The sequence below is a fragment of the Streptodolium elevatio genome, assembly GCF_053592165.1.
Genome location: NZ_JBSFVE010000016.1, coordinates 23,939 through 44,049 on the forward strand (window position 1 = coordinate 23,939; position 20,111 = coordinate 44,049).

General features: G+C 72.5%; 20 protein-coding genes and 1 riboswitch. Of the genes, 17 read left to right on the top strand and 3 right to left on the bottom strand.

Annotation, left to right across the window (positions count from 1 at the left end; all coding sequences use genetic code 11):
• Positions 1 to 83: 83 nt before the first annotated feature.
• From ACWD12_RS26685 to ACWD12_RS26715, 7 genes are all read left to right on the top strand, one after another.
• Positions 84 to 782 carry a prepilin peptidase gene (locus tag ACWD12_RS26685; protein WP_450101662.1) on the top strand — a complete coding sequence of 233 codons (699 nt, stop codon included), beginning with the start codon at positions 84 to 86 and terminating at the stop codon, positions 780 to 782.
• 257 nt (positions 783 to 1,039) lie between these two features.
• The gene (aroC, locus tag ACWD12_RS26690) at positions 1,040 to 2,224 is read left to right on the top strand and encodes a chorismate synthase (RefSeq protein ID WP_358361576.1); all 1,185 of its coding nucleotides are present in this window, start codon (positions 1,040 to 1,042) and stop codon (positions 2,222 to 2,224) included.
• A 58-nt stretch (positions 2,225 to 2,282) separates the two neighbouring features.
• Positions 2,283 to 2,915, top strand: coding sequence for a shikimate kinase (locus ACWD12_RS26695; protein ID WP_450101663.1), 633 nt, complete (start codon positions 2,283 to 2,285; stop codon positions 2,913 to 2,915).
• Positions 2,912 to 4,006, top strand: coding sequence for a 3-dehydroquinate synthase (aroB, locus tag ACWD12_RS26700; RefSeq protein ID WP_450101664.1), 1,095 nt, complete (start codon positions 2,912 to 2,914; stop codon positions 4,004 to 4,006). Before ACWD12_RS26695 ends, aroB begins: the two co-directional genes overlap by 4 nt.
• On the top strand, positions 4,003 to 4,446 hold the full coding sequence (aroQ, locus tag ACWD12_RS26705; RefSeq protein ID WP_358361582.1) for a type II 3-dehydroquinate dehydratase: 444 nt from the start codon (positions 4,003 to 4,005) through the stop codon (positions 4,444 to 4,446). Before aroB ends, aroQ begins: the two co-directional genes overlap by 4 nt.
• Before the next feature lie 287 nt (positions 4,447 to 4,733).
• Positions 4,734 to 4,794, top strand: a riboswitch (cobalamin riboswitch).
• A gap of 82 nt (positions 4,795 to 4,876) precedes the next feature.
• Positions 4,877 to 5,110: a CbtB domain-containing protein gene (locus tag ACWD12_RS26710; RefSeq protein WP_358361584.1), complete on the top strand. Its 234-nt coding sequence runs from the start codon at positions 4,877 to 4,879 to the stop codon at positions 5,108 to 5,110.
• 19 nt (positions 5,111 to 5,129) lie between these two features.
• The gene (locus ACWD12_RS26715; protein ID WP_450101665.1) at positions 5,130 to 5,909 is read left to right on the top strand and encodes a CbtA family protein; all 780 of its coding nucleotides are present in this window, start codon (positions 5,130 to 5,132) and stop codon (positions 5,907 to 5,909) included.
• A gap of 183 nt (positions 5,910 to 6,092) precedes the next feature.
• Here the strand turns inward: ACWD12_RS26715 and ACWD12_RS26720 are convergent, their stop codons facing one another.
• Entirely contained in the window at positions 6,093 to 8,423 is a 2,331-nt protein-coding gene (locus tag ACWD12_RS26720) for a trypsin-like serine peptidase (protein ID WP_450101666.1), read from the bottom strand.
• A gap of 430 nt (positions 8,424 to 8,853) precedes the next feature.
• Here ACWD12_RS26720 and ACWD12_RS26725 point away from each other — a divergent pair, with 430 nt between their 5' ends.
• The 7 genes from ACWD12_RS26725 (at position 8,854) to ACWD12_RS26755 (ending at position 15,049) form a co-directional block, all read left to right on the top strand.
• Positions 8,854 to 9,969 (top strand): aminopeptidase P family protein, encoded by a 1,116-nt coding sequence (locus tag ACWD12_RS26725; protein WP_450101667.1) that lies wholly within the window; start codon positions 8,854 to 8,856, stop codon positions 9,967 to 9,969.
• A 64-nt stretch (positions 9,970 to 10,033) separates the two neighbouring features.
• Positions 10,034 to 10,600 (top strand): elongation factor P, encoded by a 567-nt coding sequence (gene efp, locus ACWD12_RS26730; protein ID WP_450101668.1) that lies wholly within the window; start codon positions 10,034 to 10,036, stop codon positions 10,598 to 10,600.
• A complete protein-coding gene (nusB, locus tag ACWD12_RS26735) occupies positions 10,600 to 11,028 on the top strand; it encodes a transcription antitermination factor NusB (protein WP_358363370.1) in 429 nt (142 codons plus the stop codon). The genes efp and nusB overlap by 1 nt, the downstream gene beginning before the upstream one ends.
• 280 nt (positions 11,029 to 11,308) lie before the next feature.
• The gene (locus ACWD12_RS26740; RefSeq protein WP_450101669.1) at positions 11,309 to 12,766 is read left to right on the top strand and encodes an MFS transporter; all 1,458 of its coding nucleotides are present in this window, start codon (positions 11,309 to 11,311) and stop codon (positions 12,764 to 12,766) included.
• 2 nt (positions 12,767 to 12,768) lie between these two features.
• Positions 12,769 to 14,337: a pyridoxal phosphate-dependent decarboxylase family protein gene (locus tag ACWD12_RS26745; RefSeq protein ID WP_450101810.1), complete on the top strand. Its 1,569-nt coding sequence runs from the start codon at positions 12,769 to 12,771 to the stop codon at positions 14,335 to 14,337.
• Between the two features lie 2 nt (positions 14,338 to 14,339).
• Positions 14,340 to 14,705 carry a YidH family protein gene (locus ACWD12_RS26750; protein WP_358363367.1) on the top strand — a complete coding sequence of 122 codons (366 nt, stop codon included), beginning with the start codon at positions 14,340 to 14,342 and terminating at the stop codon, positions 14,703 to 14,705.
• Complete coding sequence (locus tag ACWD12_RS26755) at positions 14,702 to 15,049, top strand: DUF202 domain-containing protein (RefSeq protein WP_358363366.1); 348 nt, start codon at positions 14,702 to 14,704, stop codon at positions 15,047 to 15,049. Before ACWD12_RS26750 ends, ACWD12_RS26755 begins: the two co-directional genes overlap by 4 nt.
• An 84-nt stretch (positions 15,050 to 15,133) precedes the next feature.
• Here the strand turns inward: ACWD12_RS26755 and ACWD12_RS26760 are convergent, their stop codons facing one another.
• The gene (locus ACWD12_RS26760; protein ID WP_358363365.1) at positions 15,134 to 15,634 is read right to left on the bottom strand and encodes a MarR family winged helix-turn-helix transcriptional regulator; all 501 of its coding nucleotides are present in this window, start codon (positions 15,632 to 15,634) and stop codon (positions 15,134 to 15,136) included.
• A gap of 184 nt (positions 15,635 to 15,818) precedes the next feature.
• Between ACWD12_RS26760 and ACWD12_RS26765 the strand changes: the two genes are divergently transcribed.
• Positions 15,819 to 16,205, top strand: coding sequence for a hypothetical protein (locus ACWD12_RS26765; protein ID WP_450101670.1), 387 nt, complete (start codon positions 15,819 to 15,821; stop codon positions 16,203 to 16,205).
• 88 nt (positions 16,206 to 16,293) lie between these two features.
• Here the strand turns inward: ACWD12_RS26765 and ACWD12_RS26770 are convergent, their stop codons facing one another.
• Positions 16,294 to 17,910 carry an MFS transporter gene (locus tag ACWD12_RS26770; protein ID WP_450101671.1) on the bottom strand — a complete coding sequence of 539 codons (1,617 nt, stop codon included), beginning with the start codon at positions 17,908 to 17,910 and terminating at the stop codon, positions 16,294 to 16,296.
• A 140-nt stretch (positions 17,911 to 18,050) separates the two neighbouring features.
• On the opposite strand from ACWD12_RS26770, the gene ACWD12_RS26775 reads away from it, so the two are divergent.
• A complete protein-coding gene (locus tag ACWD12_RS26775; protein WP_358363361.1) occupies positions 18,051 to 18,782 on the top strand; it encodes a TetR family transcriptional regulator in 732 nt (243 codons plus the stop codon).
• Positions 18,783 to 19,076: 294 nt separating this feature from the next.
• On the top strand, positions 19,077 to 20,093 hold the full coding sequence (locus tag ACWD12_RS26780; protein WP_450101672.1) for a LacI family DNA-binding transcriptional regulator: 1,017 nt from the start codon (positions 19,077 to 19,079) through the stop codon (positions 20,091 to 20,093).
• Positions 20,094 to 20,111 lie beyond the last annotated feature (18 nt).

A 20,111-nucleotide genomic window follows, 5' to 3' on the forward strand; every position in this document is an offset into this window, starting at 1 on the left:
CCACAGGAGCGGACGGGGCGGACGGGCTGTGGATAACTGAACGTCACCATTCGGTGATTCACCGTAAAGTCTGCTCTGTGTTCATGAGTTCCACGCTTGTGTGCGCCGCGGTGGGCTTCGCCGCGGGGCTGGTTCTGCGGGTGCCTGTCGAGAGGCTGGTGGCGGGGATGTCCGGGGTGACGGTGGGGGTGGGGGTGCGGCTCGGGCGGCCCGCCTGGCCGAGAGTGCCGGTGGCGCCCGTGCTGGGGGTGGTCACCGGGGGAGTGTTCGGGCTGCTGGCCTGGCGGCTCGGGCCGGGCCTCGACCTGCTCGCGTTCTTGCTGGTCGCGGCGGCGGGCGTGGTCCTCGCGCTCGTCGACATCCATACGTTGCGCCTGCCCGACTCCGTGATCGGGGTGCTGCTCCTCGCCGGTCTGACGCTGTTGGGGATGGAGGCGCTGGCGCTCGACGACTTCGACGCGTACGCGCGGGCGCTCCTCGGTTCACTGGTGCTCTCCACGTACCACTTCGGCGTCGCGGTGTGCCGCAGGGGCTCGCTGGGCCTGGGCGACGTCAAGCTGGCGGCGGTGCTCGGGCTGCATCTGAGCTGGTTGGGGTGGCACGTGCTGATCGCGGGCGCGCTGCTGTCCTTCGCGTGTGCGGGCGCCGCCGCGGTGTTGCTGCTGGCGACGCGACGGGCCCGGCTGGACACGGCTCTCCCGTTCGGGCCGCACATACTCGTCGGGGCGCTGGGCGGGGTGCTGTGCGGCGAGCAGCTGGTGGGCGCCTATGCGGGATGGTGACCGGGATCGTCCGGGGACGAGGACAAAGACCCGCCCGTCACCCGCCCACCCCGTGTCCGTCCTCGGGTCCATCCCCACGCCCATCCCGGGGTACGCCCCGCGTCCGTCCCCGTCCATCCGCCCGGTTCCGCGCGGTCCATTCCTCGGACGCCCGCACGGGCCCCGCCCGCGGGCATGAAAGGATCGAGTCAGGCCATCCCCGTTGTCGTTGGCGGGGTTCCCCGGCACTGTCGCCGGGCCGCACTGGAGGAACACCGTTGGGCAACTTGCGCTGGCTGACCGCGGGCGAATCGCACGGGCCCGCCCTCGTCGCGACCCTGGAGGGGCTCCCCGCCGGAGTCCCCGTCACCACCGAGGCGATCGCGGACGCGCTCGCGCGTCGGCGGCTGGGCTATGGGCGCGGCGCGCGCATGAAGTTCGAGCGTGACGAGGTCACGTTCCTCGGCGGCGTGCGGCACGGCCTCAGCATGGGCAGTCCGGTCGCCGTCATGGTCGGCAACACCGAGTGGCCCAAGTGGGAGACGGTGATGTCGGCCGATCCCGTCGACGCCGAGGTGCTGGCCGGGCTCGCCCGCAACGCGCCGCTGACGCGCCCGCGTCCGGGCCACGCGGACCTCGCCGGCATGCAGAAGTACGGCTTCGACGAGGCGCGTCCGATCCTGGAGCGCGCGAGCGCCCGCGAGACGGCGGCGCGCGTCGCCCTCGGCGCGGTCGCGGCGTCGTTCCTGGAGGCCGTCGCCGGCATCCGCATCGTGAGCCACGTCGTCGAGTTCGGGGCCGCGAAGGCACCGAGCGGCGTCGTGCCGGTGCCCGAGGACACCGAGCGGCTCGACGCCGACCCGGTGCGTTGCCTCGACCCCGAGGCGAGCGCCGCCATGGTCGCCGAGGTCGACGCGGCGCAGAAGGCCGGCGACACGCTCGGCGGTGTGGTCGAGGTGCTCGCGTACGGACTTCCCCCGGGTCTGGGCAGCCACGTGCACTGGGACCGCCGCCTCGACGCCCGCCTCGCGGCGGCGCTGATGGGCATCCAGGCGATCAAGGGCGTCGAGCTGGGTGACGGGTTCGACCTGGCCCGGGTCCCCGGTTCGCAGGCGCACGACGAGATCGTGAACACGCCCGAGGGCGCACGGCGTACCTCGGGACGCTCCGGCGGGACCGAGGGCGGCATGTCGACGGGCGAGGTGCTGCGGGTGCGCGCCGCGATGAAGCCGATCGCGACCGTCCCGCGCGCGCTGGCCACGTTCGACGTGCGGACCGGCGAGGTGGCGCAGGCGCACCACCAGCGTTCCGACGTCGCGGCCGTCCCGGCGGCCGGCATCGTGGCCGAGGCCATGGTGGCGCTGGTGCTCGCCGACGCCGTCGTGGAGAAGTTCGGCGGCGACTCGGTGCCCGAGACGCGGCGCAACCTGGCCGGGTACCTCGATGCCCTGGAGATCAAGTAGCCACGGTGCCGCCGGGATGAGCGGGATCCGAGGGAAGTCCGAGGGAAGGGAGTTCCCCATGGGTGAGTCGACCGGCCGCGAACCGGCGGACGACCAGTCGACCGGTCAGGGCACGGACCGCGTGTCCGTCGACCGTGGACCGACGGGCGGCGAACCGGTGGGCGCCGGGCCCGTGGTGGTCCTGGTCGGTCCCCCCGGGGCGGGCAAGACCACGATCGGGCTGCTGCTGGCCGAGCGGTTCGGCGTCGGATTCCGCGACACCGACGCCGACATCGAAGCGGCGGCCGGCAAGCCGATCCCCGACATCTTCGTGGACGACGGCGAGCCGCACTTCCGCACGCTCGAACACGAAACGGTCACCGCGGCGCTGGCCGCGCACGCCGGTGTGCTGGCACTGGGCGGCGGCGCGGTGATGGATCCGCGGACCCGCAAGCTGCTGGCGGACCGTCCGGTGGTGTTCCTCGACGTCGAACTGGCCGACGCGGTACGCCGCGTGGGCCTCGACGCGCCTCGCCCGCTGCTGGTGGGCAACCCGCGGGCGCGCTGGCGCGAGCTGATGGAGCAGCGCCGTCCGCTGTACGAAGAGGTGGCGACCGTGGTCGTGGCCACCTCCGGGCGGACCCCGCAGGAGGTCGCCGACGATCTGGCGTCCGCGCTGGCCGCCGCAACCACGAAGGACCAGGAGCGATGAGCGCAACGAGCGAGCCCGTCCGCATCGGAGTCGGCGGCGACGCCGAGCCGTACGAGGTCGTGATCGGGACCGGCCTGCTGGGCGAACTGCCCGGCATCATCGGCACCAAGGCGCGCCGCGTCGCGGTGATCCACCCCGAGGCGCTGAGCGTCGCGGGCGAGGCGGTCCGCGAGGACCTCGCGGCGCAGGGCTACGAGGCGATCGCGATCCAGGTGCCGAACGCCGAGGAGGCCAAGGACGTCCAGGTCGCGGCGTACTGCTGGTCGGTGCTCGGGCAGACCGGGTTCACCCGCTCCGACGCGGTGGTCGCGATCGGCGGCGGTGCCACGACGGACCTCGCGGGATTCGTGGCTGCGTCGTGGCTGCGCGGTGTGCGCTGGGTGGCTGTCCCCACCACCCTCCTGGCGATGGTCGACGCCGCGGTGGGCGGCAAGACCGGGATCAACACCGCCGAGGGCAAGAACCTCGTCGGGGCGTTCCACCCGCCGGCCGGCGTCCTCGCCGACCTCGCGACGCTGGAGACCCTGCCGGGCAACGACTACATCAGTGGCCTCGCGGAGGTGGTGAAGGCCGGATTCATCTCCGACCCGGTGATCCTGGACCTCATCGAGGCGGACCCGGCGGGCGCGCGCGTGCACTCGGGGCCACACACGGCGGAGCTGATCGAGCGGGCCATCCGGGTGAAGGCCGACGTGGTGACCGCCGACCTCAAGGAGTCCGGCACCCGTGAGTTTCTGAACTACGGTCACACGCTCGGGCACGCGATCGAGAAGGCCGAGCGCTACAAGTGGCGGCACGGTGCCGCGGTCAGCGTCGGCATGGTCTACGCCGCCGAACTGGGCCGCCTCGCGGGCCGGTTGGACGACGCGACGGCGGACCGCCACAAGGCCGTCCTGGAGTCGCTGGGCCTGCCCCTGACCTACCGTGCGGACGCCTGGCCCAAGCTGCTGGAGTCGATGCGGATCGACAAGAAGTCGCGCGCGGACCGGCTGCGCTTCGTGGTGCTCGACGGCCTGGCGAGGCCGGCGATCCTGGAAGCGCCCGACCCCGCGATGCTCGCGGCGGCGTACGGAGAGGTGGCGCGCTCGTGACCGCGACCAAGGTCCTGGTCCTCAACGGCCCCAACCTGGGCCGCCTGGGGAGTCGCGAGCCGGATGTCTACGGCTCGACGTCGTACACCGGCCTCGTCGCGGCCTGTGAGAAGGCCGGCGCCGAGTTGGGCTTCGCGGTCGACGTCCGCGAGACCAACGACGAGGCCGAGATGATCCGCTGGATCCACGAGGCCGCCGACGAGCGCACCCCGATCGTGATCAACCCGGGGGCGTTCACGCACTACTCGTACGCCCTGCGCGACGCCATCGCCCAACGCACCGCGCCGCTGATCGAGGTGCACATCTCGAATCCGTACGCCCGCGAGGAGTTCCGCCACACCAGCGTCGTGGCCGCCGTCGCCAGCGGCACCATCGCCGGCTTCGGCATCACCTCCTACACCCTCGCCCTCCGCGCGCTGGCCGACCAGCTCTCGGCCTGAGGCCGCCGCACGCAGCCGCGTCCGGGAGTTCGGGTGTTCGGGCCGGCCTTCGCGTTCTGACGGAGCATCAGATAGCAGGCCCTTGCCACCTGCCATGGCAAAAGGCAACAACACATCGCGCCAAGCTCGGCGAGCCCCCTGGATCGCGCGCGTCCGTCCCAGGCCGGTGCCGGGGCAACTGTCGCTCGTACGACGGATGGTGCGCGGCGACGTGTCCGGCATATGTGCACACGTTGACGCGGCCAGTCCCGTACCCCTACGTTGCGAACGACATTGCGATGCTGTGGGGAAGCCGGTGGGAATCCGGCGCGGACGCGCCACTGTGATCGGTTCCGCGGGCCCGGGTACTCCGGGCAGCGCGGATGCCGTCAGTCAGACCCTCCACGTCGTGCCGCCACCGAACGGGCGCGTGCCCCGAAGGAGGAACTCCGTGGCTACGGCTGCTGTCCCCACCCCGTCTTCCGCCACCACCAGCGCCCCACCCGTACCGGTGAGAATTCCGGTACGCGAAGTGCTGCCCTGGGCGGTCTTCATGGGCGCCCTCATGCTGTTCCTCATCTACTTCGTCGGCGCTGAGCAGGGCGCCACGGCGATCTTCTCCGGAACGGGGGTGCACGAGTTCGTGCACGACGGCCGGCACCTGCTCGCATTCCCCTGCCACTGAGCGCGGGGGAAGCACCGAAATGATGCGTGGACTGTTGATCCGGGGCATGCTCGTGGGCATTGTCGCCGGACTGTTGGCATGGGGTTTCGCGTACGTCTTCGGCGAGCCCGAGGTGCGGAGCGCCATTTCGTTCGAGGAGTCGAAGGCCGCCGCGGAGGCCGCTCCCGCCGAGCCCGGGCACGACACGGGCGCGGCCGGGCATGCCGCGGCGCACGAGGAAGAAGAAGAGGTCGTCAGCCGGGACGTGCAGAGCTCGGTCGGGCTGCTGACCGGGGTGGGCGTCTACGGGATCGCGGTGGGCGGGTTGTTCGCCCTCGTGTTCGCGGTCGCGTACGGTCGGCTCGGACCGTTCGGGGCGCGGGCGACCGCGGGGCTGCTGGCCTTCGCCGGCTACGTGGCCGTCGTGCTCGTGCCCTTCCTGAAGTACCCGGCGCAACCACCGGCGGTGGGTGATCCGGACAGCATCTCCGAGCGTACGGCGCAGTACTTCGGGCTCATCGCGATCAGCATCCTGCTCGCGGTCGGGGCGGCGTACCTGGCCCGGCAGTACGCGCCGCGGATCGGGGCCGGGAACGCGGTGCTCGCGGCGGTCGGCGGATACGTCGTCGTGGTGGCGCTGATCGCCCTGGCGCTGCCGTCGCCCGAGACCGTCCCGGACGGCTTCTCGGCAACCGTGCTGTGGCGGTTCCGGGTGGCGTCGCTGGGCGTACAGGCAGTGCTGTGGGCGACGTTCGGGGTGTTGTTCGGGTACCTGGCGGCCAAGGTCGTCGAGCGGCGCCCGGTGGCGTCGCCTGCCTGAGCACGCCGGGAGACAGCTCGCGCGGCGGGGCCGGGGAAGCGGGACTTCCCCGGCCCCGCCGCACGAGGCGGCGTAGGGCCCCTCGGCGTCGGCGTCGGCGTGGGCGTCGTCAGCGTCGTCCGCCGGGCGACGACCGTGATGCAGCGCGGGACCGGCACACCGGCCCTGGGCGCTGGTGGAATCTCACTTCCGAGCCAGGCCGAGCGCGGTCGCCAGCGCCGCGGCCACTTCCGGGCGGGCCAGGTACTCGTCGATGTCGTGCGCCCGGTCGCGCGGGTTGTCGACGCAGGCCTCGGTGCTGACGCCCGACCAGCGTCCGCGCAGCGGGCAGCCGATCGCGACGCCGTCGGCGGGCGCCCACCCGTTGAACCACCACGGCACGCGCGTCGGGCAGTGTGGGCCGCGGGTGCGGAGCCGGTCGTGCACGGTGTCCAGGCCGAGCGGTGCTCCGAGGGTCAGCAGGCCGGTGACGTCGGGGCCCTCGGGGTCGCAGAGCAGGTCCATCGCGACGACGGTGCCGAGGCTGTGCGCGACGAGGACGAGGCCGCCGGTTCGCGGGACGGTGTCGCGTACGCACGCGAGCACGCGCTCCCGGACCGCGGCCGTGTCGAGGTAGAGCGCCACGTCGCGGAACGCCTTGGCGACGACCAGCCGGTCCACCCCGGAGTGCCGGGCGATCCAGTCGAGCGGGCGGCGGGCGAGGTGTACGACGCCGCCGACCCCGAACCGTTCGTCGCCGCCGACCGCGACGCCGTTGTCGCCGTCGTCCCGGGCGCCGGCGGGCATCCCGGAGCGCTCGGCGGCCTGGTCGAGCATGCGGTGGTACAGGTCGCGTGCCGACGCGGATGCGGGAGCGGCCGCCGCAGCGGGGTCGTCGGCGACGGCGTCGAAGCTGGTGGCGACCGATTCCCGGGTATTCAGGGCGTCGGCGAGCAGGTCGCCGTAATAGGGGAAGAACACATCGCGCGGGTCGACGGTCGCGAAGCCCAGCCGGGTGAGCCCGTTGTTGAGGCCCGCGGCCCACTCGCGCCGCATCTCCTCGGGATCGCGGCCCTGCTGGCTGCGGCCGTGCAGGAAGACCAACTGCCGAGCGGCGCCGAAGGCTTCGGTACGCCCGGCGACACCCGTGCGGTACGTCGTCGAGGTCGCCGCCCCGACCGTCTCCGGCGCCCGGGGCGTGGGCACGGGCGCCGCGGGCCTCACCGTCGGCGGGACCGGCCCCGCCGGCGGCGGCACCAACACCGCCGGGCCCAGCACAGGCTGATCGGGCACAGGCTGGTCGAGCTGGGCCGGGCCGGCCGCGGTCGGATCGAGGGGAGCCGGCGTGTCGCTCGGCCCGCCGATCGGCGCCCCGGTCGCCGAGCCGGCCGCACCCGCAGAGGCACCTGCCGTGGAACTCGCTGTGGAGCCAGCCGCCCCGGTCACCGCGGCGGCCCCCGACGTGCCCGGGGGACTCGACGGCGGTGCCCCGACCGCCGGGCCCAACTCGCCGAGCACCGACCGCAATTCGCCGGGAGTGTTGGCGGCCAGGTGCCTCACTACGGCGCTTATGCGCGCGCCTTCGTTGGCGATCCACGCGACGGCGGCATCACCCTGCGCCGCCGTCCACACGCCGCCGTCGACGTTGAGCGTACGGCCCTGGTCGTCCGTTCTGGGCACGCCGCGGTGGTGCAGGGCGACGACTTCCCACTGGTCGTTGAAGACCGGCGACCCGGAGTTCCCCGGCTCGGTGTCGGTCTTGTAGTGCAGGAAGTCGTCCAGGCGCACCAGGAGTTCGTTCTCGCGGACGGCGATCTCCTTCAGGCGCCCGGACGGGTGGCCGATGATGTTCACGGGGTCGCCGATCACGAGCTTGCCCTCGGCGGGGTCGAGGCGGTTCCAGCCGAAGAGCTCGCCCGCGCTACGTCCGTCGGCGCCCGGCGCGAGGGCGACCAGGGCGTAGTCCAGGTGCTCGTCGGCGAGGAAGAACACGTCGGGTGCGAAGCCGAAGCGCACGGTGGGCGCGGGCATGTCGTCGAGGCCGGCCTCGGCGCCGAACTCCACGAACGCGTCCAGCGTGCCTGCCGCCTCGGGGAAGACGTGGTGGTTCGTCAGCAGCAGCCGAGGGGCGACCAGGAAGCCGGTCGCGGCGGGCTGCACGCGTCCGCCGAGCCGGAGCCAGATGCGGCCGACGGTCGCGGACGCGCGGACGCCGCGCGGCAGGAACGCCGCGGCCTGGAGGTCGTTGGAGTCGCCGATGATGCGCTCGTCGGTCTCCACGGCGTCGCCGCCGGGCGGGATGGCGAGCAGGATCTCGCCGGGCACCTCGCCGGCTTGCACCAGTCGCCGGGCCCGCCGGGCCAGCCGCTCGGGCTCGTCGGGATACCGCATGCCCTGCTCGCGCCGCCGTGCGATGTCGTCGATCTGGCCTTGTGCGCCCCGGTGTCGCGTGGCGGCGGCCGCCATCTGTGCGATTCGGCGTTCCTGGAGTGCGGGATCCGCCGCGCCCCCTTGGCCGAGTTCCCCGATGTTCATCGCGACCACCCCCCGGGCGTGACGACGTGGCGACGGGCCGCGGAAGTTCGCCGGATCCCCACCCGGACGGCGCACCCTGCAAGACCCGCAGTAAGACCTGCAAGAAGCGTAGGGCTGCGCGAGGCCGCCGGAGGGTCTGTCGGACCGACCAGGGCGAAGGTCAACCGAACGGACGAACACGCGGCGGTTCGAACCCCCGCGGCCTCGAACTGGCGTACGCCCGAACGGTGTCGGCGGGAAGCCGGCGGAGCCTGTGGCAGGAACGCGCGGCTGAGGGGGCCGTGGCGGCGTGTACAGGGGCCAACCCGCGTGGCGGCGATTGCGACACGCCCGGTGCGGGCATGCGGCTTGGCCGGTCCGGGAGGGGGAGGCGCCCGCCCCGGACTTGCCCTGCCGGGCCGTTCACCTGGTGCGGGGTTACGCTGAGCGCATGCCCGAGGCCCACGCCGTTCGACGTGACCGGCTGCGCGCCCGTGTGGCCGCGACCGGAGCCGACGCCGCGTTGATCACGAATCTGGTCAACGTGCGCTACCTGACCGGGTTCACCGGGTCGAACGCCGCTCTGCTGGTGTTCTCGGCGGTGCCCGACGGTGCCGAGCGCGGCTCCGGGACGGTGCTGGCGACCGACGGCCGGTACGTCACCCAGGTGGCGGAGCAGGCGCCCGACATCGAACTGGTCGTGGAGCGCGCGTGCGCGCCGGCCCTGGCCACGCGCGCGGCCGACGCCGGCGTGCGGCGGCTCGCGGTGGAGGAGCACGCGGTCACGGTCGAGATGTACCGGACCCTGGGCGAGGCGGCCAAGGGTGTGGACCGGGTGGCGTTGGGCCGCGCGGTCGAGGAACTGCGCCGGGTCAAGGACGCCGACGAGATCGCGACGCTGCGGATCGCGTGCGAGATCGGCGACCAGGCGATCGCGGAGATGATCGAGTCGATCCTCGTGGGGCGTACCGAGCGGCACATCGCGCTGGAGCTGGAGCGCCGGATGGCGGACCACGGCGCGGACTGCCCGGCGTTCCCGACGATCGTGGCGTCCGGCCCGCACTCGGCGGTCCCGCACCACAGCCCGGGGGACCGGCGGGTGGAGGACGGCGACTTCCTGAAGATCGACTTCGGGGCGTGCTACCGGGGCTACCACGCGGACATGACGCGCACCTTTGTGATCGGCAACGAGCCGGCCGACTGGCAGGTGGAGGTCTACGACGTCGTGTTCGCGGCGCAGAAGGCGGGCCGCGAGGCGCTGGCGCCGGGGGTGGAGACGGCCGCGGTGCACCGCGCGGCGAAGGACGTCATCGACGCGGCGGGGTACGGCGAGTACTTCCCGCACGGCCTCGGGCACGGCGTCGGGCTGGAGATCCACGAGGACCCGCGCATGGGTCCGACGTCGAGCGGTAAGCTGGACGCTTGCATGCCGGTCACCGTCGAACCGGGGATCTATCTCCCGGGGCGCGGCGGCGTCCGCATCGAGGACACCCTCGTGGTCCGTCCGCCCGAGGACGGCGGGCCCGAGCTACTTACCATCACGACCAAAGAGCTGCTTGTCCTGTAGTGCGCGCCCGCGTACGGCAGGTGAGGGCGGCCAGGTCCGAAGCAACGCAGGAGACCCCGCACCCGTGGCCACGACCAACGACCTGAAGAACGGTTTGGTGCTCAAGCTCGACGGTGGACAGCTCTGGTCCGTCGTGGAGTTCCAGCACGTCAAGCCGGGCAAGGGCCCCGCCTTCGTCCGTACCAAGCTCAAGAACGTGCTGTCCGGCAAGATCGTCGACAAGACGTTCAACGCGGGCATCAAGGTCGAGACGGCCAACGTGGACCGTAGGGGCATGCAGTTCTCGTACAAGGACGGCTCGGACTTCGTGTTCATGGACACGGAGACGTTCGACCAGCTGCCGGTGACGCCCGAGGTGGTCGGCGACGCGGCGAACTACCTGCTCGAGGGCTTCGAGGCGACCGTCGCGATGTACGAGGGCGCGGCGCTGTACGTCGAGCTGCCGGCGTCCGTCGAGCTGGTCATCGAGTACACCGAGCCGGGCGTGCAGGGCGACCGCTCCACCGGCGGCACCAAGCCGGCGAAGCTGGAGACGGGCTACGAGATCGCGGTCCCGCTCTTCATCACGACCGGCGAGAAGGTCAAGGTCGACACCCGTTCCGGTGACTACCTGGGCCGTGTGAACAACTAGTGGCCGGTGCCCGTACCAAGACCCGGCGCCGCGCGCTCCAGATCCTCTTCGAGGCGGACCAGCGCGGCGGCGACCCGGCGCGGGTGCTCGCGGACTGGGTGGGGCGTTCGCGCAACGACGCGGACACGCCGCCGGTGGCCGAGTACACGATGCAGCTGGTCGAGGGCGTGCAGGCGCACCGGGTGCGGATCGACGACCTGATCTCGACGTACGCGGTGGGCTGGACCATGGACCGCATGCCGACGGTCGACCGCAACGTGCTGCGGCTGGGTGTGTACGAGCTGCTGTGGGAAGACGACGTGCCGGACGCGGTGGCGATCGACGAGGCGGTGGAGCTCGCGAAGGAGTTCTCGACCGACGATTCGCCGCAGTTCGTGAACGGGTTGCTGGCCCGGCTGAAGGATCTGAAGCCGACGCTGCAGCGCTGACCCGCGCACGGCCTTCGAGTATCGCCGACGCCCGCGGAGCCCGACGGCTCCTCGGGCGTCGGCGTTTTGCGGAGCGCCCTCGGACGGCGAGCCAAGCCGCCGGGGCCTCACGCGGGGTGCTCGAGACGGGGCGAATAAGGCCACCGCGCGGGCGTTTTCCGTCAATCGGCGTCAAATCCCGTCGCCGGTCGCGGCGTGTTTTTGCAAGCCTCTCCGAAATTGGTCTGGACCACAGGTAAAACCCTGGTGGCAGGCCCCGGCAGGGCCTACGTTCATGACCATGGTTTCCGCCGCGGGCCCCGACGCCGCCGAGCCGTCGGCCCCCGAGATCCCGCCCCTGCCCGGCATCGTGCGGATCGGCTACGGCCTGGGGTCGTTCGGCACCGGCATATTCGGCGCCGTACCCGGCCTGCTGCTGCTCTTCTACCTCACCGACGTGCTCGGCGTGGAGCCCCTCGTGGCGGGCGTCGTCGTGTTCCTGCCCAAGGCGTGGGACGCCGTCGCGAACCCCTACGCGGGAACCCTGTCCGACCGCACCGAGCACCGCTGGGGTCCGCGCCGCCCGTGGATGCTCGGCGGTGCGTTGACGCTCCCCTTCTTCTTCGCGGCGATGTTCGCGGGACCGCCGCTGACCGGCGGCTGGGCCGCACTGTACGTCGGCGTCATGTACCTGCTCGCCGCGACCGCCTTCGCCGCGTTCCAGGTCCCCTATATCGCGATGCCCGCGGAGATCACCGCCGACCACCACGAGCGCACCCGCATGATGGCGTGGCGCGTCGCGTTCCTGTCCTTCGCGATCATGCTCTCCGGCGGCCTCGCCCCGCTGATCACCGGCCACTCCGGCGGCGACGACCCCGGCACGCTGGGCGGCTACCGCCTCATGGGGGTCGTCCTCGGCGTGCTGCTCATGGCGGGGATGCTCGCGGCGTTCTTCACCACCGCCCGCGCGCGTACCGTCGTGCCGGTCACCGCGAGCGAGAGCTCGATCCTCAAGCAGCTCGCCATCGCGCGGACGAACCGTTCCTTCATGAACCTGTTCGGCATGTACGTCATCCAGGCCATCGGCGCGGGCGCGATGCTCGCGGGCGTGCAGTACTTCTCCACCTACATCCTCGACGACTCGTCGGCCACCACCTGGCTGTTCGCGGCGCTCGTCCTGCCGTCGATCGTCGCGATGCCGCTGTGGTCGCGCGCCGCGCTCCGCTTCGGCAAGCGCAACGCCGCGTTCGCGGCCTCGTGCTGCTTCCTGGTGGCGTCGCTGCTCATGATGTCCGCGGGGCAGGTCCCGGCCGGTGTCGTGTACGCCATCACCGGCATCGCCGGCGTCGGCTACGCGGGCATGCAGATGCTGCCGATGTCGATGATCGGGGACGCGGTCGCGGTGGACGCCATGACCACCGGGCAGCGCCGCGCGGGCGTCTTCACCGGCGTGTGGACGGCGGGGGAGATGCTCGGACTCGCCCTGGGCGCCGGGGTGTTCGCCGCGATGCTCCAGGCGAGCGGGTTCGTGTCGTCCGACGCGGACCACCGCGTACCGCAGCCCGACTCGGCGCTGACCGGGGTGCTCCTCGGCTTCACGCTGCTGCCGGCGGTGTTGCTGGTGATCAGCATGCCGTTCATCCTGCGCTACGACCTGACCGAGGAGAAGTTGGCCGAACTGCGGGACCGGCACGCCAAGATCCCCGCCCAGACCGCGCGGACGCCGGAGGCGGCCCGCGCCGAAGAGGACACCGTGTGACCGTGCAGAACGACCCGCCCGCCGAGTCCGCCGCGGCCCCTGCCCGCGCCGCGCCCGCCGAGTCCGCCGAGTCCGCCGCCGCGATTCTCGCCGACCTCGCCGCCCTGCGCGCCGCCGACCTCCCGGTGCACGGCGGGCGCACGCTCGCGTACGTCTACGACTCCGGGCTCGGTGCGGAGACCGCCGCGCTCGCCGAGGCCGCGTATGCCGCCGTGGCCGGGGTCAACGGGCTCGACATGACCGCCTTCCCCAGCGTCGTCGCGCTGGAGAACGAGGTGGTCGGCACCACCGCGCGCCTGCTGGGCGGCACCGCCGACACCGTGGGCACGGTCACCTCGGGCGGCACCGAGAGCGTTCTGCTCGCCGTCCTGACGGCTCGCGAACACGCCCGGGCCACACGGGGTGTGACGAACCCTCAGCTCGTGCTGCCGGTCACCGCGCACGCCGCCTTCCACAAGGCCGCGCACCTGTTCGGACTGGAGACCGTCGCGGTGCCGGTCGACGGGCGCACCTTCACGCCCGACCCCGCTGCCGTCGCCGCCGCGCTCGGCGAGCGGACCGCGCTGGTCGTCGCGTCGGCACCGTCGTACGCGCACGGCGTCGTCGATCCGGTGGCCGAGATCGCGGGGCTCGCCGCCGAGCGCGGCGTGCTGTGCCACGTGGACGCGTGCATCGGCGGGTGGCTGCTGCCGTACGCGCGGCGCCTGCCCGAGGCGGCACCCGTCGCCGACTTCGACCTGTCGGTGCCCGGCGTCACGTCCCTGTCGGTCGACCTGCACAAGTACGCGTACACCCCCAAGGGCGCCTCCGTGCTCCTCTTCCGCGACGCCGAACTGCGCCGCCACGGCTACTTCGCGTGCGCCGCATGGCCCGGCTACCCGGTCGTCAACGCGACCCTCCAGGGCACCAAGTCGGCGGGGCCGCTCGCGGCGGCCTGGGCGGTGCTGCGGCACATCGGCGACGCGGGCTACGAGGAACTGGCCCGCCGCACGGTTCGTACCGCCCGCGCGCTGCGCGTCGGCGTGGACGCGACCCCCGGGCTGCGCGTCCTGGGCGACCCGCCCGGATCACTCCTCGCGGTCGCGAGCGAAGACGCGGAGCTGGACGTGTTCGTGCTCGCCGACTGCCTGCGCTCCCACGGATGGTATGTACAGCCGCAGCCCGGCTACGCGGGACTGCCGCGCACCGTGCACCTCACGGTGACCGCCGCCGCCGACGGCAAGGCCCCGGAGCTGCTCGCCGCGCTCGCGTCGGCGGCCGCAGAGGCGCGTACGCTCGGCCCGGCCGTCGCCGATGGGCAACTCGCGGAAGCGGCCGCCCTTGTGGACCCCGCGGCGCTCGGCGCCGCCGACTCGGCGGCTCTCCTCGATCTGGCCGGCATCGGCGCGGGCGGCTCGCTCCCCGAACGCATGGCCCCGGTCCTGGCACTCCTCGAACAACTCCCCACGGCGCTCGCCGAGCGTCTGCTCCCCGACGTCATCGGCGGCCTGTTCCGACCGGCGGCGGAAATCCACGCGACGCGCCAGGCTGCCCCGCGCGGTGGGTCGGGAGGGCACACGGCACAATCGTGACCATGGCCAACGATCGGCGCCGTCCCCGGCTCCAGGACATCGGGGACGAGCCCGACTACCGGTTCACCCTCGCCAACGAGCGCACCTTCCTCGCGTGGATACGGACCGCGTTGTCGCTGTTGGCGGGCGGGGTCGCGGTCGTGCAGTTCCTGCCGGACCTCGGCCCACGCGGCCAGCGGCTGGTGCTGGGGTTCGTCCTCGTCGCCATAGCGACCGCGCTCGCTGCGTTCTCGTACCGGCGCTGGTTCCGCGTCGAGCGGGCGATGCGCCTCAGCCAGGCCCTGCCCGCGACGTCGATGCCGCTCATGCTTTCGCTGGGGGTCGCGGCGGTGATCGTCGTCAGCGTGATCCTGATGGCGATCGGGTGACGGGCGGGGCACCGGCGACGCGCAACGGCCCCGTCGACCCGGGCCTCCAGCCCGAGCGGACCCGCCTCGCCTGGTCGCGCACCGCCCTGGCTTTCCTCGCGAACGGCGGGCTCATGCTGCACGCGGGCCATCGCCTGGACCACTGGGGGTGGATGGTCCCGGGCGCGGTCGTCATCGCGGTGTCGGTCTTCGTCTACCTCGCGAGCGCCGTACGCTTCCGCCGCGTCGACGACGCGATCCGCCGCGGCACTCCCGTCGTGGGCGCCGGGCCGATCGCGTTCACGGCGGCGGCCGCCGTTCTGGTCTCGCTGATCGCCGCGGCCGTCCTGGCCTTGGCCGAGTGAACCGAGCCGACTGAGCCGACCGAGCCCGGTGAGCCCGGTGAGCCCAGCGAGCCGGGTGACCGGTGCGCGGCGCCGGGCGTGGGGTCACGCGTACCACCACCAGGCCTGGCGCAGGCCTTCGGGGATGTGGCCGCCGTCGCGGAGGGTGCGCAGGCCCTTGCGCAGGCCGGTCGTGAGGTCGTCGAGGCCCGCGGTGCCGACGGCTCCCTCCCAGGCGCTTTGTATGTCGGCGAGTTCGGTCCAGATGATGCCGACGCATTCGTGGCCGCGTGCGGTCAGGGTTATGCGGCGGGCGCGGCGGTCCTCGGGGTCGGGCTGGCGTTCGACGTAGCCCTGGCGGGCGAGGTGGGTGACGACCTCGCCGGCGGACTGCTTGGTCATGCCGAGCCGTCGTCCCAGCTCGGTGGCGGTGGTGCCGTGCTCGCCGACCAGGGTGAGGGCGAAGCCGTGGGTCGGGCGTACGTCGTCGAAGCCGGCGGCGGTCATGCGGTCCGAGAAGACCTGGCTGATGCCGCGTACGGCGCCGACGAGCAGCGTCACGAGTTCCGACCCCGGGTGGGCTCCGGCGAGCGCGTCTTGATGCACGCGGTCAGAGTACCTGTCTATCTGCCCGCAAACCGGCGTAGGGGCCGACTGCTTCCCCGGTTCGCGACGTGGCGCGCCTCGTCACTCACGACCACCACCGCGAGAAGTTCGATACCGCGAACGGATGCCTTCCCCGTACCGCTGCTGTGGAATGGCAGAAGCCGACCGCAGAAGGGACCACCACGTGAGTAGCGACGTACTTGGCAAGAGGTTCGCCGAAGCGCTCGTGGCCAAGGACCGCGAGGCCCTGCTCGCCTTGCTCGACCCCCACGTCGACTTCAGGGGCCTCACCCCCGGAAGGCCGTGGGAAGCCGCCGACGCGGCCGAGGTCGTCGACGACATCATCCTGGGCCGCTGGTTCGACCCCGACGACCACATCGAGCGCCTCCTGCACGTCGGCACCGGGTCGATGGGCGACCGCGAGCACCTCGCCTACCGCCTCCAGGTCCGCACCGGCGACGCCCGCTTCCTCGTCGAGCAGCAGGCGTACTACGCCACCGACGGCGACCGGATCACCTGGCTGCGCGTGCTCTGCTCCGGCTACCGCCCCGTCGACACCGGACGCCCGTGACACGCCACCGCGGGTGAGCGGGAGAGCCGAGACGGTGAGGGGCCGACTGCTTCACCAGTCGGCCCCTCGTTTCCCCCCGTGGCGCCGGTCAGACGTGTACGGACGCCATGCCCTCACGGCGTTCGCCCGACCGGACGAGCAGCGCCAGGGAGATCGCGCAGACGAACGCGATCGCACCGATGGCGAAGGACAGATGCATGCCGTCGAGGAACGACGCGTGCGACGCCTCGGAGATCCTTGCGGCGAGGTCGGGTGCGGTGCCGGGCGGCACGGGCGCGACGCCGGTCGACACCGAGTCCTTCATCTGGTTCACCGCGTCGCCGGACAGCGGACCGAGGCCCTGGTCGGTCCAGTGGCCGGGCAGCGACGAGGAGACCTCGGCGGCCATGACCGCGCCCAGGACCGCGGTGCCCAGCGCGCCGCCGACCTGCATCGCGGCCTGCTGGATGCCGGAGGCGACGCCGGCGAGTTCGACCGGGGCGTTGCCGACGATGACGTCGGTCGCGGCGATCATGATCGGGCTGATGCCGAAGCCGAGCAGCGCGAAGCAGGGCGCGGTGGAGGCCAGGGAGGCGTCGGCGTCGAGTTGCGTCATCCAGAACATCGAGCCGGCGGTGACGATCAGGCCGCCGGTCATCGGCAGGCGCGGGCCGAGGCGTCCGACCAAGGCGCCGGAAACCGCCGAGCCGACGACCATCATGACGGTCAGCGGCAGCATGCGTACGCCCGCGTCGACCGGGCTGAGGCCCCCGACGCCGATCAGGTAGAAGGTGAGGAAGAACAGCGCGCCGAACATGCCGAAGGCCATGAAGATCATCAGCACCACGCCGGACGAGAACGACCGGTTGCGGAACAGCCTGAGCGGCATGAGCGGTTCGGTGGCGCGGGCCTGCCACGCGGCGAACAGGAGCAGCAGCGCCACGAAGGCGGCGAGGAAGCCGAGCGTGTACGCGCTGCCCCACCCGTGGTCGGCCGACTTGATGACGCCCCACACGAGGCAGAACATCGCGGCGGACAGCAGGGTGACGCCCGGCAGGTCGATGCGTCCGGCGGCGCCCGCGGTGCGGCTGCCGGGCAGGACCGCGAGGCCGACCGCGATGGCGATCGCACCGAGCGGGGCGTTGACGAAGAAGACCGACTCCCAGCCGATGTGCTGGACGAGCAGACCGCCGACGATCGGGCCCGCTGCGGAGGCGGCGGAGATCGCCGCGCCCCATATGCCGATGGCCATGTTGAGCTTGTGCGGCGGGAAGCCGGCGCGCAGCAGGCCGAGCGCGGTGGGCTGGAGCATGGCGCCGAACAGGCCCTGGAGGACCCGGAATCCGATGAGCGCGGTGATGTTGCCCGCGACTCCGATGGCCACCGAGGTGAGGACGAAGCCGACGGCGCCGACCAGGAAGACCGTGCGGTGGCCGTAGCGGTCGCCGAGTTTGCCCGCCGGGATCAGGAAGACCGCGAGCGCGAGCAGGTAGCCGTTGGTGACCCACTGGAGTTCGCCGAGCGACGCGCCGAGGTCGGCGGAGATCTCGGGGTTGGCGATGGCGACCACGGTGCCGTCGAGGGACACCATCATCACGCCGAGTGCGACGGCCAGCAGGATGAGCCACGGGTTCCCGCGAAGTCCCCTGCTCTTGACGTCGGTTGACGGCGCGTCGGGTGAGCGGGGCGCTCTGGCGTCCCGTTCCGGGGCGGTGGTGTTCGGCATCGGTCCATCCCCCCCGGGGGCGTGTTTGCGGGGCGCGGGAAACGGACACAGGTTATGGCACTGAGTGCCATATGGCAAAACGCGCCATGTTGCACTGAGTGGCAGGTGGCATACTCGCCGCCAGGAACGGGAGAGGAAGCGTGATCGTGGACCAGGGCTCGGCGAGAACCACCCCCGGCACGACCCCGGGCGCGACCTCGGGCACGGCCCCCGGCGCCGGCGGTGCCACGGGCCTGCGCGAGCGCAAGAAGGAGCGCACCCGGGAGGCGCTCGTCGACGCGGCGCTCGAACTCTTCTGGCGCAAGGGGTACGACGCGACGACCATCGACGAGATCGTCGCCGCGGTCGACGTGTCCAGGCGTACCTTCTTCCGCTACTTCCCCGGCAAGGAGGAGGTCGCCCTCGCCCGCTCCTCGGAGGTCGAGCGCTCGCTCGTCGCCGCCGTCGCGGCCCGGCCCGCCGACGAGCCGCCGGTCGTCACCCTGCGCCGGGCGACCGCCGAGGTGATGGACGCCATCGCCCGCGACCCCAAGCTCGGGTCCACCGAGGCGTGGCTGCGCACCCGCCGCCTCATCGAGGGCAATCCGACGCTGATGGCGGCGAGCCTGCGCCACGCGATGGAGACCGAGCGGCTGATGGCCGCCGAGATCGCCCGCCGCCAGGGCGTCGACCCGCACCGGGACCTGCGCCCGGCGATCACGGTCAGCTGCTTCAACGCGGTGGTGCGCGTCGCGATGGACGAGTGGACCGAGCGCGGCGCGTACGACCCCGAGGACCTCGCCGTCACCATCGACGCGGCGTGGTCGGCGATGTCCGGACTCGTCGACACGGGCTGGCTAGGAGCGGGCTGGGAGCCGGACTCCGGGCGGTAGTCGGCCCGCGTCCCGTGCTGAATCAAGCGCTTGAATCGGACGTCCCGGACGTCCCGGACGCCGCCGTTCCGTATCCGGCCCGCGCGGCCCGGAAAACCTGCCGGAACCCGAGAATTCATCAGGCTGAAAACCCCTGATTTGAGCAAGGAAACAGTAAGGTTTCCTGGGCATGTCGATCCGTGCCCGAGGCCACCAACTGGCAGTGACGGGGGTGCTCGACATGGGGTTCCGTCCAACCCCGGTGCACGCGCCGCGACAAGGCCGCCCCAGGCGGCTCAGGGAGGGGTGTCGGCCATGACCATGCCCGAGTCCGGGGCCAAGCCCCCCACCAGCGCCGACGTCGCCCGCGTCGCGGGCGTGTCCCGCTCGACGGTGTCGTACGTGCTCAACTCCCCGCCCGGAGCCCGGGTCAGCGCCGAGACCCGCGAACGCGTCCTCAAGGCCGTGCGTGAACTCGGCTACGCCCCCAGCGCGCCCGCCCGCTCGCTGCGCTCCGGCAGCAGCGACATCGTCCTGTTCCCGCTGCCCCTCCAGCCGATGGGCCAGCTCCTGGAGCAGTTCGTGGACGAGTTCACCGAGGCGCTGCGCCGCCAGGACCTCAACCTGCTGATCCACGGCGACCGGTACGCGCGCGGCGTGGACGCGGCGCGCACCTGGGCCGCACTGCGCCCGCTCGCGGTACTCGCCGAGTCCAACCGGCTCACCGACGGCGGCGTGGAGGTGCTGCGCCGGGCCGGCGTCCGCGCCATCTTCGCGTGGGGCCGCGAGGAGCACCCCGGGGTGCCGACCGCGATCTTCGACAACCGGGACTCCGGCGCGCTCGCGATCCGCCACCTGATAGGCCGCGGACACAGACGCATGGCCTGCCTCGTCCCGGCAGGCCCACTCGCAGGTCTCGCGAACGAACGCTGGGAAGGCGCGAAGTCGGCGGCGGAGGAAGCCGGTTGCTTCCTGGAGCGGGTCGACGTCGGCTACGTCCGCGAGGACGTCCTCGCGGTCGTGCGCGGCTGGCAGCACCAGACCGAGCCGCCCACCGCGGTCTTCGCCGGCAACGACGACTTCGCCCTCATGATCATTTCCGCACTGCGCGAGTGCGGCTGGTCGGTGCCCGACGACATGGCCGTGGTCGGCGCCGACGACCTGCCCTTCTGCGACCTGGTGTGGCCGCGGCTCACCAGCGTCGCGATGCACACCCGCACGATGGGCAGCGGCGCCGCGGACATGGTGACCGCGCTGATGACCGGGCGGCCGTACAAGCACCGGGACCACATGGTCGTGCACCCGCGCGTCGTCGTACGCGAGTCCGGCTGACGCGTCCTGGACGCCCGC